This is a genomic window from Brevibacterium sp. HMSC22B09, assembly GCF_001806795.1.
Taxonomy (GTDB): Bacteria; Actinomycetota; Actinomycetes; order Actinomycetales; family Brevibacteriaceae; genus Brevibacterium; species Brevibacterium ravenspurgense.
In genome coordinates this window covers 153264-168110 of the sequence record NZ_KV786004.1, presented here as the reverse complement: position 1 = coordinate 168110, position 14847 = coordinate 153264, and the positions used below count along the sequence as shown (strand labels likewise).

General features: G+C 64.0%; 12 protein-coding genes. 5 read left to right on the top strand and 7 right to left on the bottom strand.

The window, feature by feature from the left end; all coding sequences use genetic code 11:
• Window position 1 precedes the first annotated feature (1 nt).
• Window positions 2-1282, bottom strand: coding sequence for an acetyl-CoA C-acetyltransferase (locus HMPREF3087_RS03045; RefSeq protein ID WP_070428000.1), 1281 nt, complete (start codon window positions 1280-1282; stop codon window positions 2-4).
• 53 nt (window positions 1283-1335) lie between these two features.
• Here HMPREF3087_RS03045 and HMPREF3087_RS03040 point away from each other — a divergent pair, with 53 nt between their 5' ends.
• The 3 genes from HMPREF3087_RS03040 (at window position 1336) to HMPREF3087_RS03030 (ending at window position 4753) form a co-directional block, all read left to right on the top strand.
• Window positions 1336-1944, top strand: coding sequence for a TetR/AcrR family transcriptional regulator (locus HMPREF3087_RS03040; protein WP_062021351.1), 609 nt, complete (start codon window positions 1336-1338; stop codon window positions 1942-1944).
• On the top strand, window positions 1941-4016 hold the full coding sequence (locus HMPREF3087_RS03035) for an acyl-CoA dehydrogenase family protein (RefSeq protein WP_070427999.1): 2076 nt from the start codon (window positions 1941-1943) through the stop codon (window positions 4014-4016). Before HMPREF3087_RS03040 ends, HMPREF3087_RS03035 begins: the two co-directional genes overlap by 4 nt.
• Window positions 4017-4105: 89 nt before the next feature.
• Window positions 4106-4753 (top strand): DUF8175 domain-containg protein, encoded by a 648-nt coding sequence (locus HMPREF3087_RS03030; RefSeq protein ID WP_070427998.1) that lies wholly within the window; start codon window positions 4106-4108, stop codon window positions 4751-4753.
• Between the two features lie 50 nt (window positions 4754-4803).
• On the opposite strand, the gene HMPREF3087_RS03025 is transcribed toward HMPREF3087_RS03030, so the two are convergent.
• The 5 genes from HMPREF3087_RS03025 to HMPREF3087_RS03005 all read right to left on the bottom strand — a co-directional run bounded on the left by HMPREF3087_RS03025 (window position 4804) and on the right by HMPREF3087_RS03005 (window position 12959).
• Window positions 4804-5883: a homoserine O-acetyltransferase MetX gene (locus HMPREF3087_RS03025; protein ID WP_070427997.1), complete on the bottom strand. Its 1080-nt coding sequence runs from the start codon at window positions 5881-5883 to the stop codon at window positions 4804-4806.
• Window positions 5884-5889: 6 nt separating this feature from the next.
• A complete protein-coding gene (locus tag HMPREF3087_RS03020) occupies window positions 5890-7200 on the bottom strand; it encodes a bifunctional o-acetylhomoserine/o-acetylserine sulfhydrylase (RefSeq protein ID WP_070427996.1) in 1311 nt (436 codons plus the stop codon).
• Between the two features lie 200 nt (window positions 7201-7400).
• Window positions 7401-10673 carry an error-prone DNA polymerase gene (locus HMPREF3087_RS03015; RefSeq protein WP_083271998.1) on the bottom strand — a complete coding sequence of 1091 codons (3273 nt, stop codon included), beginning with the start codon at window positions 10671-10673 and terminating at the stop codon, window positions 7401-7403.
• Entirely contained in the window at window positions 10670-12310 is a 1641-nt protein-coding gene (locus tag HMPREF3087_RS03010; RefSeq protein WP_176744998.1) for a DNA polymerase Y family protein, read from the bottom strand. The genes HMPREF3087_RS03015 and HMPREF3087_RS03010 overlap by 4 nt, the downstream gene beginning before the upstream one ends.
• The gene (locus HMPREF3087_RS03005; RefSeq protein WP_070427995.1) at window positions 12303-12959 is read right to left on the bottom strand and encodes a hypothetical protein; all 657 of its coding nucleotides are present in this window, start codon (window positions 12957-12959) and stop codon (window positions 12303-12305) included. The genes HMPREF3087_RS03010 and HMPREF3087_RS03005 overlap by 8 nt, the downstream gene beginning before the upstream one ends.
• 63 nt (window positions 12960-13022) lie before the next feature.
• On the opposite strand from HMPREF3087_RS03005, the gene HMPREF3087_RS03000 reads away from it, so the two are divergent.
• Together HMPREF3087_RS03000 and HMPREF3087_RS02995 are read left to right on the top strand one after the other, a co-directional pair.
• A complete protein-coding gene (locus tag HMPREF3087_RS03000; protein ID WP_061942883.1) occupies window positions 13023-13490 on the top strand; it encodes a tRNA (cytidine(34)-2'-O)-methyltransferase in 468 nt (155 codons plus the stop codon).
• Window positions 13491-13510: 20 nt separating this feature from the next.
• Window positions 13511-14341, top strand: a complete 831-nt coding sequence (locus tag HMPREF3087_RS02995) for a bifunctional hydroxymethylpyrimidine kinase/phosphomethylpyrimidine kinase (protein WP_070427994.1) — start codon at window positions 13511-13513, stop codon at window positions 14339-14341.
• 129 nt (window positions 14342-14470) lie between these two features.
• Here the strand turns inward: HMPREF3087_RS02995 and HMPREF3087_RS02990 are convergent, their stop codons facing one another.
• Complete coding sequence (locus HMPREF3087_RS02990) at window positions 14471-14728, bottom strand: type B 50S ribosomal protein L31 (protein ID WP_019175036.1); 258 nt, start codon at window positions 14726-14728, stop codon at window positions 14471-14473.
• Window positions 14729-14847 lie beyond the last annotated feature (119 nt).

The window sequence follows — 14847 nt, the reverse complement described above, 5'->3', positions numbered from 1 at the left end:
GTCATGCCTCCACGATTGCTGCGAGTCCCTGACCGCCGGCCGCGCAGATGGAGATGAGTGCGCGTTTACCACCGGTTTCCTTCAGATGTTTGGCCGCCGAAGCGACAATCCGTCCACCGGTTGCCGCGAACGGGTGTCCGGCCGCCAGCGACGATCCGTTCGGGTTGATCTTGCTGCGCTCAATCGCTCCCAGTGGCGAATCCAGGCCCAGGCGTTCACGGCAGAACTCTTCGGATTCCCACGCGGCCAGGTGACACAGAACGGTCGATGCGAACGCCTCGTGGATTTCAAAGAAGTCGAAGTCAGCGAACGTCAGTCCGTTGCGGTCCAGCAGACGCGGCACGGCGTAGGCGGGTGCCATGAGCAGGCCCTCGTCGCCGGTGACGAAGTCAACTGCCGCAACTTCGGCGTCCTTGAGGTAGGCAAGCGGCTCGAAGCCGTGCGCCTGAGCCCAGTCTGGGCTGGCCAGAAGAACCGACGATGCGCCATCGGTCAGCGGTGTCGAGTTGCCCGCGGTCATGGTTGCCGGGGTGTCGAGGCTGTGGCCGAAGACGGTGCCGAGTTTTGCCAGAGCTTCCGGGGTCGAATCGGGGCGCAGGTTGCCATCGCGCTTAAGTCCCAGGTACGGGGTGACGAGGTCATCGAAGAAACCGCGGTCCCACGCCGCGGCAAGGTTTTTGTGCGAGGCGGCTGCAAGCGCATCTTGGTCTTCACGGCTGATGCCCCACGCGGCGGTTGTGCGGGCCTGGTGTTCACCCATCGACAGTCCGGTGCGCGGTTCGGTGTTGCTCGGTGGCGCGGGTGCGAGGTCGGCAGGGCGAATGCTCGCCAGCGCTTTGAGGCGGGCGGGCAGGGTGCGTGCCCGGGAAGCCTCGAGCAGTGCCCTGCGCAGGCCCTCGCTGACTGCGATCGGAGCGTCCGAGGCGGAGTCAACTCCTGATGCGATGCCGGCTTCGATCTGGCCCACCTTGATCTTCTGGGCGATTGAGACGACGGATTCGAGGCCCGTGGCGCAGGCCTGCCCCAGGTCAAAAGCGGGAGTCTGAGGTGCGAGAGCTGAGCCGAGCACCGCCTCGCGCGTGATGTTGAGATCACGTGAGTGGCGAAGAACGGCTCCACCGGCAACAGCCCCAAGGGTCTGTCCTGCAAGGCCGAAGCGGGCGCTGAGACCGTCGATGGCTGATGTGAGCATGTCCTGCACGGAAGCTTCGGCGTACTCACGGTTGGCGCGGGCGAAAGGAATGCGGTTGCCGCCGAGAATTGCGGCCGGAGTCTGTGACACGGGAACCTCCTGAAGAGTTATCTGATACGAACAGTACTTGATACTGTTGCGGTATGGAACCGCAGAGACGCGACGGCCGCGCAGCACGATGGGACGCTCACCGCGCCCGCAGGCGTGCTGACCTGCTTCGATCGGCGCGCAAAGCGGTCGATGCCCACGGCGATCTTTCAATGGATGACATCGCCGCCCAGATCGGGACGTCGAAAACTGTTCTCTACCGCTACTTCGGTGATCGCACCGGCCTGCGTCGCGCTATGGGCGAATGGGCTCTGGGCCGCATAGAGCGCAGCCTCGACACCGGCGGGCAGGGCAGCCCGCAAGGCGAACTGCGCGACATGGTCTTTGCGTTCGCCCAGTTCGCAGCCGGATCCCCCAATGTCTACCGCTTCTGCGATATAGCGGTAAGCCCTGACAGCCCTTTTATGAAGGGCATTGCAGAGCTCATCGCCTCCCGGCTGCGTTTGGCCGGACCTGATGGACTGGCATGGTCCTACGGCGCGCTCGGGTTCATCCACTCCGCCACCCAGCACTGGCTAGCCCAGGCCCCCGCACAGCCCGCTGCTGACCTGCCGGCTGACAGCCTGCCCTCCCACGATCACCTTGCCGCCACGCTGACCGACTGGCTGTACGCATCAGCCCGCACCCTCCCAGGAGAATCATGAGCAGCAAAGACCACCTGACACTCGATGTTGAAGTCCTCTCGGCTCTGCTGGACGGCACCCGCGCTGAATCTCGCGCCGCCGGCCGTGCATTCGCAGGAGGCGACGGCCTTCTGCTCGAAGACAGCTGGACACTGGAGGAAAAGCGCGAAGCAACGCGCGAAAGCCTGCAGAAGCTGGTTGAAACGGGCATCGCGCGCACTCCCCTGCCCGAGCGACTCGGCGGCGAGAACCAGCACGACCAGCACATCACAATGTTCGAAGAGATCGTCACGGTCAGTCCTTCCCTGCAGATCAAAGCGGGCGTGCAGATCGGACTGTTCGCCGGCGCCATTCAGCACCTGGGCAATGAAGAACAGCACGATGCCTGGCTGCTCGACGCGATAGAAGGCCGCCTTCTGGGCTCGTTCGCGATGACGGAAATCGGCCACGGTTCTGACGTCGCCGCTGTTGCCACGACTGCCGAATACGACCCTGAAACACAGGAATTCGTCATCAACACCCCGTTCCGCGCGGCCTACAAGGAGTACATCGGCAACGCGGCCTGCCACGCACAGGCAGCGGTCGTGTTCGCCCGCCTCATCACCGCCGGCGTTGATCACGGCGTGCACGCCCTGTTCGTGCCCGTGCGCGATGAATCCGGCAATCCCCTGCCTGGCATTGCAATCGAAGACGACGGATACAAAGGCGGCCTTCCCGGTGTGGACAACGGCCGCTTTGCCTTCGACCACGTGCGCGTACCCCGCACCCACCTTCTGGACCGCTACGGAAGCGTCTCAGAAGACGGCGAATACTCCTCGCCCATCGAATCGCCCGGCCGGCGCTTCTTCACAATGCTCGGCACCCTGGTGCAGGGCCGCGTCTCCCTTGTCGGGGCATCCAACACGGCGGCGAAACTGGCCGCCGACATAGCAGTGCGCTACGCACTCGCCAGGCGCCAATTCCAATCACCGGACGCCGCGGAAGAATCCACACTGCTCTCCTACCGCCGTCACCAGCGCCGACTCATGCCGAAGCTCGCACAGATCTGGGCCAACCAAGCCGCATACGAGCGCCTTCTGGACCAATTCGACGCGGTGTTCTCCGGACGGGACGACACCGAAGAAGCCCGAGCGGAACTCGAAACGCTGGCCGCCGGACTGAAGGCCACAACCACCTGGGAAGCCCTCGACATCATCCAGGAAGCACGCGAAGCCTGCGGCGGTGCTGGCTTCATGGCCGAAAACCGGCTCGTGGGGCTGCGCCACGACCTCGACGTGTACGCCACCTTCGAAGGTGACAACACGGTCCTGCTGCAGCTGGTCGGCAAGCGCCTCCTGACGGACTACGCGAGCGAAATGCGCGACCTCGACGTCGGCGGCATTGCCCGTTACGTCGGCAGCTACGCCGCTGAGCGCACTCTCTTCCGCTCCGGCATTGCCAATGTCAGCTCGACCATCGGGGACCTCTTCACCCCGGCAATGAACGAAAAGCGCATCCGGTCCGGCCGCCTGCAAGAAGCTCTTCTGGCATCCCGAGCAGAGGTGACGCTGACTGAACTGGCAGCGAACCTCCGACCGGCGAACAAGATGAACTCGACCGACGCCGCCGAACTCTTCAACGACCACCAGAACGACCTCATCGAAACCGCACGCGCATTCATTGAGCTGCACAAGTGGCGCGCACTCAATGACCTCATGCACTCCGTTGACCCTGAGGGCAACCCGGCAGAAGCGAAGTTCCTGCGCCGCATTCGCGACCTCTACGGCCTCGAGCTGATCAGCGCTCACGCCGGATGGCACATTGCCAACGGACGTCTGTCCATGAACCGTGCCCGCCAGATCGAGCCGACCATCAACCGTCTGGTGCGCAAACTCGCCGCCAACGCCGGTGATGCTGTTGCCGCTTTCGGCTATGGCCCCGAACACCGTCGCTGCCCGATTGCCGACGGTGCCGAAGAACAGCGCCAGCAGGAAGCACGGGACTACTACGCCGAGCTCAAGCGCAGCGGAAACATGCCGCAGGATGAAAAGGACATCTATCGCCGCAAACAGCAGCGGGAGGCCCAGCTGAAGGCAAAATCAGCCGACAGCTGAACTGCGTCAACGCGCCTGTCAGCGTCCACTGCGGCCGTTAGTGTCGTATGCATACTGAGCGCCGCTTTGGAAGCGAATCGAGGAGAACAATGGCCACAGAGCACACCAGCAGCCGACAGACCCGCAGATTCAAACCGTGGGCGTGGGGTGTTGGTGCGCTCGGGCTTGTCGCAGTGCTCGTGATCATCGTTGTTGCCATAACGGCAACGGGAAAGCTGCAGGCCGAGACGACGGGAAACGACTGTGCGGGCCTTTCGGATGATCAGGCCAGTCCCAGCGCTGCACCGAACACCACGTGGGAATCGTATGGTGATTCACCTTTCACGCTTCCTACGTCAGACGAATTCGGACCGCTCGGCCACGACGGCGCAATGCCGCGGTGCTTCGCCCATTCCCCGACAGGTGCTGCCTACGCAGCAGCCAACCTCGCAGCCGCATTTTCCATCGGCAGGGAAATAGAGGCCGCAGCGGATTCACCCGAAGCGAAGAAGCAGCTCGAAGCCGAAAAGCTGCAGGGCGAGAACGGCATATTCATGCAGCCCGAGGGGTTTCGGATTGAAAGCTACACAGAAGCTGGCGCGGAAGTGACTCTCTACGCGACGAAAGACACCACCAAGGGTGCATTCACCTACCGGCTCGTCTGGGATGACAACGCCGGCGACTGGCGTCTCGATATGACAGCGCCTCCGCAGTACGATCCGGACCCTCAGGCCTCAGACTTCGTCATGTGGAAGTGAACCGGCCCTCAACCCCTCGCTGGTGAAGCCGACAAGGCTGCTCCGCCTCGTCAGCTGAGGAACTGCGACACGTACGCACCGACCGCGCGAGCTTCCGTGAGGAAGCCGTCGTGGCCCACGTCCGTGGGAATCTCGGCGTACTCAACCTGCCCCGGCAGGTTGTCGGCGATGAGCTTCACCTGCTTCGGCGGGTACAGCCGGTCTGTCGACAGCGACAGAACCAATGCCGGACCCGTGTAGCGCGCAAGGGCCTCATTGAGCGTGTCAGCACGACCGCGGCGCACATCGTGGTCGCGCAGCGCTTCCGTCAGAAGAATGTACGCCTGAGCATCAAAACGGCCCACGAGCTTGTCCCCGTGGTAGTCCAAATAGGACTGCACGGCGTAATAGGGGTCGTCAGACATGTGCTGGAGATTCCGACCGAAACGCGAGTTGAGCTCCGCGTCGCTGCGGTAGGTCAGGTGGGCAATCTGGCGGGCCAAGCCCAGACCCCTTTCAGGCACCGAGCCCAGCACAGCGTAGTCACCGCCTGCGTACTCGGGGTCCATAGTGATGGCTGCGACCTGAGCGTGTGCCCATGCGATCTGGTCTGCTTCCGAATAGGCCGGAGCGGCAAGTACCGTCAGCCGCTGCACTCGCTCCGGCGCTTCGAGCGCCAGCTCCAGGGCACGCGCTCCGCCCATTGAACCGCCGATCGCGGCGTACAGGCGATCGATGCCCAAGTGGTCCAGCAGGAGAAGCTCCAAACGCGCCATGTCGCGAATGCTGACCCGCGGGAACCGTCCGCCGTAGGGCAGGCCGTCAGGTGCTGTTGACAGCGGACCCGTCGTGCCGGTGCACCCACCCAGGGCGTTGGTGCAGATGACGAAGAAGCGGTCAGTGTCAATAGGTCGCCCCGGGCCGACGAGTTCCTCCCACCACCCGGGCGCGGCGCCGGCCGCACGGGAATCCGTGCGGCCGGACGTCACGTGGGAGTCACCGGTGAGGGCGTGTTCGACAATCACCGCATTCGACTTTTCAGCGTTGAGCGTGCCGAATGTTTCGTATGCGAGGCTGATGTGATCGAGAACCCCGGATTCAAGGGTGAAGCCGTCGATCTCAAGAACTCTGTTCACACTGGTGACTGTCATCGTGGATCAGCCGCGAGCTGCGGCAAAGCCCTTCTCGAGGTCGGCCAGGATGTCCTCGATGCCCTCAATGCCCACCGACAGGCGGACGAATGCCGGGTTGACACCTGCTGCGATCTGCTCTTCTTCGCTCAGCTGCGAGTGGGTAGTCGAAGCCGGGTGGATGACCAGCGAGCGGACATCGCCGATATTGGCCACGTGGCTGTGCAGTTCGAGTGCCTCAACGAACTTCACCGCTGCGTCATAGCCGCCGGCGATGTTGAAGCCAAGAACCGCGCCGACACCGTTGGGCAGGTATTTCTTGCCCAGTTCGTACCACGGCGAGGACTCCAGTCCCGCGTAGGACACCGATTCGACGTCATCACGCTCTTCGAGCCATTCGGCGACACGGGTGGCGTTCTCAACGTGACGCTCCATGCGCAACGACAGGGTTTCAATACCCTGCTGCAGGAGGAACGCGTTGAACGGCGACGCTGAAGTGCCGAGGTCGCGCAGCAGCTGGACGCGGATCTTCAGGCCGTAGGACACGTTCGCGCCGAATGGCGAGTCAGCCCCGAGGTCACGGGCGAACACCAAACCGTTGTAGGAGTCGTCCGGTTCGTTGAAGCCGGGGAACTTCTCCGGGTTCTTGCCGTAGTCGAAGTTGCCGGAGTCGACGATGACACCGGCGATCGACGTGCCGTGCCCGCCGAGGAACTTGGTCGCCGAGTGGACGACAACGTCAGCACCGTGCTCGATGGGACGCAGCAGGTACGGGGTGGCAAGCGTGTTGTCGACAATGAGCGGCACACCGGCTTCGTGTGCGACATCGGAAACGGCGCGGATGTCGAGCACGTCCGAACGAGGATTAGAGATTGTTTCGCCGAAGAAGGCCTTGGTGTTGGGCTTCACGGCACGCTTCCACGCGTCGATGTCGCTGGGGTCGTCAACGAAGGTCGTTTCGATGCCGAGCTTGCGCAGGGTCACATTGAGCAGGTTGTAGGTGCCGCCGTAGAGGCTGGGGCTGGACACGATGTGGTCACCGGCCTCAACGATGTTGATCAGCGACAGGAACTCTGCCGACTGACCCGAGGAGACGAGAACCGCGTGGACTCCGCCTTCGAGGCTCGCGATCCGGTTTTCAACCGCTTCGGTCGTCGGGTTGGTCAGGCGGGTGTAGATGGGACCCAGCTCTGCAAGGGCAAAGCGGTTTGCAGCGGTCTTCGTGGATTCGAAGACGAACGAGGTGGTCTGGTAGATGGGCAGCGCACGTGCGCCGGTTTCGCTGTCCACTACCTGGCCGGCGTGGATCTGACGGGTTTCAAAAGCCTGTTCAGTCAAGGGAATCTCCTAAGTCTTTTCCCGGATCTGGTGTGGTCTGGGATGCTGATGCTCACGCTAGGTTCGGCTTCTGGCCCGCGGCCGCGGTCTCGTCATGTCTGCGTCACGGCTCGTCACATTCGGTCATAGAGTCGTCTGTTCGCGTCATGAACCTGTCCTGCTCGACCCAAAAGGACCGGTTTCTGCCCAAAGCTGCGGCTCTACTGGAAGTCGCGGGAGCGGATGGGGACGTCGACTTCCAGCGGCACGATGCTGTGGGCGTAGAGGCTGATGACGCTTCCCGCACGCTGGATGAGCCCCGTGACGGCAATTGCGCTACGGGTCAGCGCGTGGGGTGAAAAACGGCGGATGAGCCCGCGGGTGCACACGATGTTGAGCATGCCGAATTCGTCTTCCAGGTTGATAAAGGTGATGCCCTGGGACGTGCTCGGCCGCTGACGGTGCGTCACAATTCCGGCAACGGTCACGCGCTGGCCCTGGGCGGCACGCTGCACGTCCGCCGTCGACCAGCAGCCGCGAGCAGCAAGCTGCGCGCGCAGGTGCTCCGTCGGATAGCCCTCGACCGTGATTCCGGTAGAGAACAGCTGCGCGAGCGTGACATCGAAGTCGTCCATAGCCGGCAGCGTGGGAGGCTGTGCAGCCGGTGCGGTCCCCGGCAGCGTCTGCGGTCCCGCCCGTCCCAAAGCACCGGCCGTCCACAGTGCCTGCCGGCGATCCACCTCGAAACAGTCAAAAGCCCCGGCCGTGGCAAGAGCCTCAAGGACCCGCACCCCCACCCCGGTGCGTTCGGCGACATCGACGATCGAGGTGTACTCCCCCACCTGCCGTTCCCGCTCTAGGGCAGAAGCAGCATCGGCAACGCCTTTGACCTCATCCAGTCCCAAGCGGATGGCGAACCCGCCGGAAGACTCAGCATCCGCCTCGAGATCCGTGCGTGCAGCGGAAAGATTGATGTGCACCGGGCGGATGGCAATGCCGTGGCGCCGGGCGTCGGAAATGAGCGACTGTGACGAATAGAAGCCCATCGGCTGACTGCGCAGAAGCCCAGCTGTGAAGGCCGCGTGGTGGCGGTATTTGAACCACGCGGACTCATAGACCAGGCCGGCAAAGGACAGAGCGTGGGATTCGGGAAAGCCGTAGTTGGCAAACGCTGCGATCTTGTCGAAGATGACCTGCGCTGTCTGTTCGTCAATCCCTCGCTGTCTGCACCCTGTGTGGAAGCGCTGCTGAAGTTCGCGCATCTTCCGCTGACTGCGGGAAGCACCCATGGCGCGGCGCAGCTCATCGGCATCCGTTCCCGAAAAACCCGCAACATCGATTGCCAGCTGCATGAGCTGTTCCTGAAACAGCGGAACGCCGAGCGTCTTTTCCAGTGCCCGCCGCGTGCTGGGGTGAATGTAGTCAACGTCCTCCAGACCCTGCCGGCGGCGAATATACGGGTGGACGGATCCACCCTGGATGGGGCCGGGGCGGATGAGCGCCACCTGTACCGCGAGGTCATAGAAGTTGCGGGGTTTGAGTCTGGGGAGTGTGGCCAGCTGAGCGCGTGACTCCACTTGGAACACACCTAGGGCATCAGCCCGGCACAGCATGTCGTAGACCCCGTCCTCCTGGGGTATCTGTGCCCTGTCGATGAGTGTTCCCGTGTGCTGCTGAACGAGGTCGACCATTTCGTGCAGGGCACCGAGCATGCCGAGTCCCAGAAGATCGAACTTCACTAAGTCCATTGCCGCGCAGTCGTCTTTGTCCCACTGCAGGACGGTGCGGCCGGGCATGGAGGCCTGTTCGATGGGCACGACTTCGCCCAGTGGGCGGTCGGCGAGCACCATGCCGCCGGAGTGGATCCCCAGGTGACGCGGTGTGCCCAGCAGAGCCTCCGCAACCTGGAGCACTTGGGGTGGAGCCGGGGATTCGTCTGCGGGAGGCAAGGTTCGCCAGCGGCTGACGCCCTTCGTGAAGGCGTCCTGCTGGCCGGGACTGTAGCCCAGGGCGTGAGCGGCATCGCGAATGGCTGAGCGGGGCCTGTAGGTGATGTAGTTGGCCACCTGTGCGGCACGGTCGCGCCCGTATGTGCGGTAGGTGTACTGGATGACCTCTTCGCGGCGACTGGATTCGATGTCGAGGTCGATGTCCGGGTAGCCCGCACGCTCGGGGCTGAGGAAGCGGTCGAACAGCAGCTGGAACTGGACGGCGTCGACGGCGGTTACGCCGAGGACAAAGCACACCGCCGAGTTCGCCGCTGAGCCTCTCCCCTGGCAGAAGATGTTGTTCTCACGGCAGAATCGCGCAATATCTTCGACTATGAGGAAGTAGCCGGCCAGCCCCATGGAGTCGATGACGTCGAGTTCACGGTGGATCTGCTCCCACGCCCGAGGTGCCTGTTCCGGACTGCCGTACCGTTTCCGGGCTCCTTGAATCACCAGGTCGCGCAGGTGCTCGGCGTCTGTTCTCCCAGCTGGTACGGGCGGGCTGGGCAGTCCGGCGCGTGCTGCGCGCAGCTCGAACGCGCATTCCTCGCCGATGGCTGCAGCAGTCGTGACCGGACCGGATCCGAAGCGCGCCAGCATTTCGGCGGGTGTGTGAATCCTGGCCGAGGCTGTTGGAGGCAGCCACCCGGCCAGTTCAGACAGCGGCAGGCGCGAGCGGATGGAGGCCCGCACCTGCGCATCGTGGAATCTTGTGCGGTCGGCGTAGTGCACTGCGTTTGTTGCCGCAGCGGGCAGACGAAACCGGGCGGCGAGCTCCTGCAGGTGGGCTATGCGCGCATCGTCGCCCGGCAGTCCGAAGCGAGTGAGTTCGACGACGACCCGATCGCGGCCGAACAGGTCAACCAGCCGTCGCAGCGCCGCAGCTCCCCCGTCGGGATCATTGAGTGCCCGCCCCAAATGCCCTTTGCGGCAGCCGGTGAGGATCTTCCAGTCGGCCTCAAGAGCGGCGAGTTCTTCGAGTTCGAACACCGGCCGGTTCTTTTCGCCGCGCATATTGGCTCGGGTGATCGCCGCTGAGAGCTGACGGTACCCCTCCACTCCGACGGCGAGCACCTGCAGGTGGTGAGCCTCCGGGTCGATCTGACCGGGAATCTTTTCCTGCAGTCCGAGCGACAGTTCCGCACCGAACACCGTGGGGACATCGTGTTCGCGGGCGGCCTGAGCGAACTGCACGGCACCGCCGAGGCTGTTGTGGTCTGTCAGCGCCATTGCGCTCAGTCCTGTCCGGGCGGCTTCGGCTATCAGTTCGTCTGGCTGCGATGCTCCGTCGAGGAAGCTGTAGACCGAATGCGCGTGCAGTTCGGCATAGCGGACGGAGTGTGGAGCCGTGCGCACTGCCGGTGCGGCCTGGGCCTGAGCGGGCTCCGCTGACGAGGCGGCGGGCCAGCCGGCGCCGACGGGGCGGCTGGCCGCGGGGTCGGGCTTTGTGGCTGATAGGCGGCGTTCGAGTTCTGACCACGGTGTGCGGGGGTTGAAGCCGCTCATTCGTACCTGCCGGCTATTGACCACTGGCCGTTTTCCTTTTTCAGCAGCAGAGCGCGGTCGTCGTCGGTCAGCACCTGCAGACGCACCCGGTACTGTCCCGGTGGGTCCCACCATTCGGCTTCGACCGGCCACGCCGATGAGTAGGCGATGACACGACTGTGCTCCCCGCCCGGCCACACAATCCTGTCCGGTGGACTGTCCAGCCCCGAGGGTCTGGCCACGACAGTGCTGCCGTGGGCGTCAAGAAGGTCGATGTCAGCTGTGTCGACGAGGGTCGGCTGGGGTGCCGGGAGAGCACCGGGCCAGGGTGCCCGGCTGTCCCTAAGCGGCCGAGGTGTCTGCTGCCACGGGGTCCACAGGTTTGTTTCGCTGGGCTCACGGCCGCCCTGCACGTGCGGTACGCGTACAGCGTCGGGGCCGAAGAGACCCTGCAGGCGTTCGAGTGTGCGGCTGACGTCCCCGGAACGCGTGCTGAAGAGGTCCGCGGCGTTTTCCAGCGGTCGGACGAGTTCAGCCGCTGTGAGTTCGATGAGGCTGATGCCGTCATCTGTTCCGTCACCCGTATCAGGTGGGCTGGCAGCCGTCGAGGCCTGCGGTTCTGCGCTCCCGCCTCGTGTGGCCAGCCAGCCGTCAGCCTGCCAGCGGACGCGGTCGGCGATGTGCGATTCGTCCATGTCCGGCAGTCGCCACGTGCGCTGTTCGGCCTCTGCGCTGGAATCATGGAGGACGACTGTCACCTGCGTGCACACCAGCCCGGTGCTGCGAACACGACGGAAGAGGTCTGCGGCAGCACTGCGCGCGTAGAAGGACAGTGCGTCAGTTCGGCCCGTGGACGGTTCAATGGGACAGGAGACGGTCACATCGGCTGTCCGAAGGTGCGTGGCTGGAAGAGATTCGGTCAGTCCCGCCGCCAACAGCCTGGCTGTCTGACCGACAGAGCCGAAGCGCGTGTAGACGCTGTCAGCTGACAGTGCTGCGAGATCGCTCAGAGTTCCCAGCCCCAGACGGCCCAGCTGCTGCGTGAAGTCCGCGTAGCGCTCCGGGTGGGCTTCTGCCAGTGTGCTGACCGGCAGCGGTGCGAGGAACTCTGCTGTTTGCCCTGGTTCAACGCGGTGTGAGCGATGTGCTGCAAGAACTGCTGCAAACGGTGAATCGGCAATGCCTGCCAGCACTTCCCAGCCGGTGGCGTCGGTCAGCGCCGTCAGCAGCTCTTCTGCAGCGGTGTCTTCCGTGTGGGTGCGGGCGAAAGAGCTGACGGGAACGCCGATGGTGCCTGGTCGAAGCAGGGTGAAGCGAGCCATGCGGTCTTCGAGGATTCCCACGCTGCGGGCAAAAAGCCGCTGTTCGGTGTCTTCACTGTAGTTGAGTACGGCAGCCTGCGGGCAGCGGTGGCCGACTGCCCGTCGGTTCAGCCCCACGGCAATACCCGCGGCCCTGGCCTGTGCGTCTGCGCTGATGACCCGCCCGGCATGCAGGACAACCGCTGGGGTGCTCGGCGAAACATCGGCGGCTTCGGCATGAGCGACGGCGGTGAAGTCCGGTACGTGAAGCACGAGTGTGCGCAGCGTTCCGCCGGGCTCGGTCGGCTGCTTCTGGACCGCTGATCCCGCGGTGCCGCTGCGGTGAGCATCAGACAAGGCGGATGCCCCTTTCCTCAGCGCGGCCGGATGCTCCGGGCAGCAGCAGGTGGACGCGTTCGCGACCGCGGTCGACCGTGACGGCGCATTCGCTCAACGTTCCCGCGCCCTGGGCCAGGCCCGCCCACCGCGGAGCAGAGACAGACACCGTGCGGTCCGCGGTTCCCTTCGGCTGTCGGCTGCTGCCCACCACCAGGAGGCTCATGCTGCGTTCACGCACTTTCGCTCGCAGGCGCGCCTGCTCGGTGGGTGTGAGAGAAAAGCCCGGGCGGACGATGATCGCAGAAAAGGACTCCACGAGAATCGACACTGCCCGCAGCCAGTCGCGAGCGTCAACCTCAACGCTGGCGAAGCGGCTGAGCGAAACCCCGTAGTCGGCAATCGCCTGCACAGCGGGCTCCCCCACCCCCACGGCGGCCGCCCAGTGGTCCTCCGCGCTCAGACGAGCCACGGCGGCCAGCGCCAGCGACAGAGCCTGCGGACCGACGATCTCAGTCACCTCGCCGCGCGGAAGCCCAGTGGGAAACACTGAGCGCAGAGCGGAGACCACGGGGAACGCGAGCTTAGCGTCCGCCAGGTCGCGAGCAGTGCTCACGCCCGGCAGACGGCGAAGCTGCGCGAGTGCAGCGGGCACGGCGTGAACGGACATACCTCCAGTATCGAACGCATGTTCTAATAGTGCAAACGGATTTTCGAATAGACTGGTGGCCCTATGAAGCTCAGCATCGTCTTCCACACTCCCGAAATCCCCGGCAATACGGGCAACGCCATCCGTCTGGCCGCTGTGACGGGAGCTCATCTTCACCTGGTGGAACCGCTGGGCTTCGATTTGTCTGACGCAAAGCTGCGCCGCGCGGGACTGGACTATCACGACCTCGCGCACGTTACGGTTCACCCGAATATCGACGACGCCTTCGAACAGCTGGCCGGCCGGCGCATCATTGCGTTCACAACCCACACCGACAAACACTTCGGCAGCCTTGAGTACCGCGAAGACGACGTCCTGCTCTTCGGTCGTGAATCCACGGGCCTGCCGCAGAGCGTTGCCGACGACCCGCGGATTGACGAGCGCGTGCGCATCCCCATGCTGCCCAGTCGCCGCTCCCTCAACCTCGCCAACTCCGCATCCATCGCCGCCTACGAAGCCTGGCGCCAGCTGGGCTACCCCGGCGGCAGCTGAACGTCAGAAGGAGACAGACTATGACGCATCGACGCGCGCTGACAGTTGCCGGATCCGATGTTTCCGGTGGTGCCGGCATTGCCGCGGACCTCAAGATGTTCAACGAATACGGGGTCTTCGGCGCATCTGTCCTCACCTGCATCGTCACCTTCGATCCGGCGGAGGGCTTTGATCACACTATTGACTTCACCACGCCCGAAAGTGTGATCCGACAGTTCGATTCCACGCTCGGCATCCACCGTTTCCACGCCGTCAAATCAGGCATGCTCGGAAGTGTTGACACAGCACCCATGCTTGCCCAGCGCCTGCGCGACATTGACGCCCCGTACGTCTTCGATCCCGTGCTGACCTACAAGGGCACCGGCAAGGGTGTGATCGATCTGTCCCAGATGATGTTGGAGACCTACGTGCCCGCCGCCTCGGTCATGACGCCCAATCTGGACGAAGCGGCAAAGCTGGTTGGGGCCGACTCCCTTGACTCCGTTGAGGACATGACTACCGCCGCCAAACAGCTGCACGCACTCGGCGCGGCAAGCGTCGTCGTCAAGGGCGGCGCCCGCTTCCCCGGACCCGACGCCGTCGATGTCTTCTACGACGGTTCGGAAGTCCACGTGCTGCGCTCGCGTAAGGTCAATGACGAACTCGTCAACGGCGCCGGATGCTCCTTTGCGTCCTCCATCGCCGCGGGCCTCGCGCTGGGGCACAAACCACTCGACGCGGTCGTCAGCGCCAAGGTGAAGGTTGCCCACGGGATTGCCCGCTCCATGCCCAATGCCATGGGCGTCAACTCGATGTTCCATCCGGCAGCCCGCGTCTGGCCGCACCCGGATGTCGCCGTCACCGTCAGCTGAAGCAGTCCCGCCCGTCAGGTGAGATCCACCTCGCAGGCGGTGCCTGAAAGCGTGCGCTCCAGATTTCGCGTCCGGAAAGCAGAAAGCCGCCGGTCCCACGCAGGGATCCGGCGGCTTTTTCGGCGCTGCTTACTTGCGCTTGCCGAAGGACTTGTAGCGGTCCTTGAACTTTTCGACACGGCCAGCGGAGTCGAGGATGCGCTGCTTGCCGGTGTAGAACGGGTGCGATTCCGACGAGATTTCAACGTCGACGAGCGGGTAGGTGTTGCCGTCTTCCCACTCGATGGTCTTGTCGCTCTTGACCGTCGAACGGGTCAGGAGCTTCTTGCCCGAAGCGAGGTCGTTGAAGACAACCGCCTGGTATTCGGGGTGAATGTCCTTCTGCATAAGTCTTTCCTTTGAATTCGTCAGAGCCCCTGGTGCGACCGAGTCGCCTGCCAGCTGCTCAAATTCGGATTGATCGACGCTGAGGCGTCAACCTATGAAACTATACCGGCTCATCCCCT

Bases quoted from the DNA above. Each gene is read 5' to 3' on its own strand.
- HMPREF3087_RS03040 (WP_062021351.1), top strand. From the start codon at position 1,336: ATGGAACCGCAGAGACGCGACGGCCGCGCAGCACGATGGGACGCTCAC.
- HMPREF3087_RS03035 (WP_070427999.1), top strand. From the start codon at position 1,941: ATGAGCAGCAAAGACCACCTGACACTCGATGTTGAAGTCCTCTCGGCT.
- HMPREF3087_RS03030 (WP_070427998.1), top strand. From the start codon at position 4,106: ATGGCCACAGAGCACACCAGCAGCCGACAGACCCGCAGATTCAAACCG.
- HMPREF3087_RS03025 (WP_070427997.1), bottom strand. From the start codon at position 5,883: ATGACAGTCACCAGTGTGAACAGAGTTCTTGAGATCGACGGCTTCACC.
- HMPREF3087_RS03015 (WP_083271998.1), bottom strand. From the start codon at position 10,673: ATGAGCGGCTTCAACCCCCGCACACCGTGGTCAGAACTCGAACGCCGC.
- HMPREF3087_RS03005 (WP_070427995.1), bottom strand. From the start codon at position 12,959: ATGTCCGTTCACGCCGTGCCCGCTGCACTCGCGCAGCTTCGCCGTCTG.
- HMPREF3087_RS03000 (WP_061942883.1), top strand. From the start codon at position 13,023: ATGAAGCTCAGCATCGTCTTCCACACTCCCGAAATCCCCGGCAATACG.
- HMPREF3087_RS02995 (WP_070427994.1), top strand. From the start codon at position 13,511: ATGACGCATCGACGCGCGCTGACAGTTGCCGGATCCGATGTTTCCGGT.
- HMPREF3087_RS02990 (WP_019175036.1), bottom strand. From the start codon at position 14,728: ATGCAGAAGGACATTCACCCCGAATACCAGGCGGTTGTCTTCAACGAC.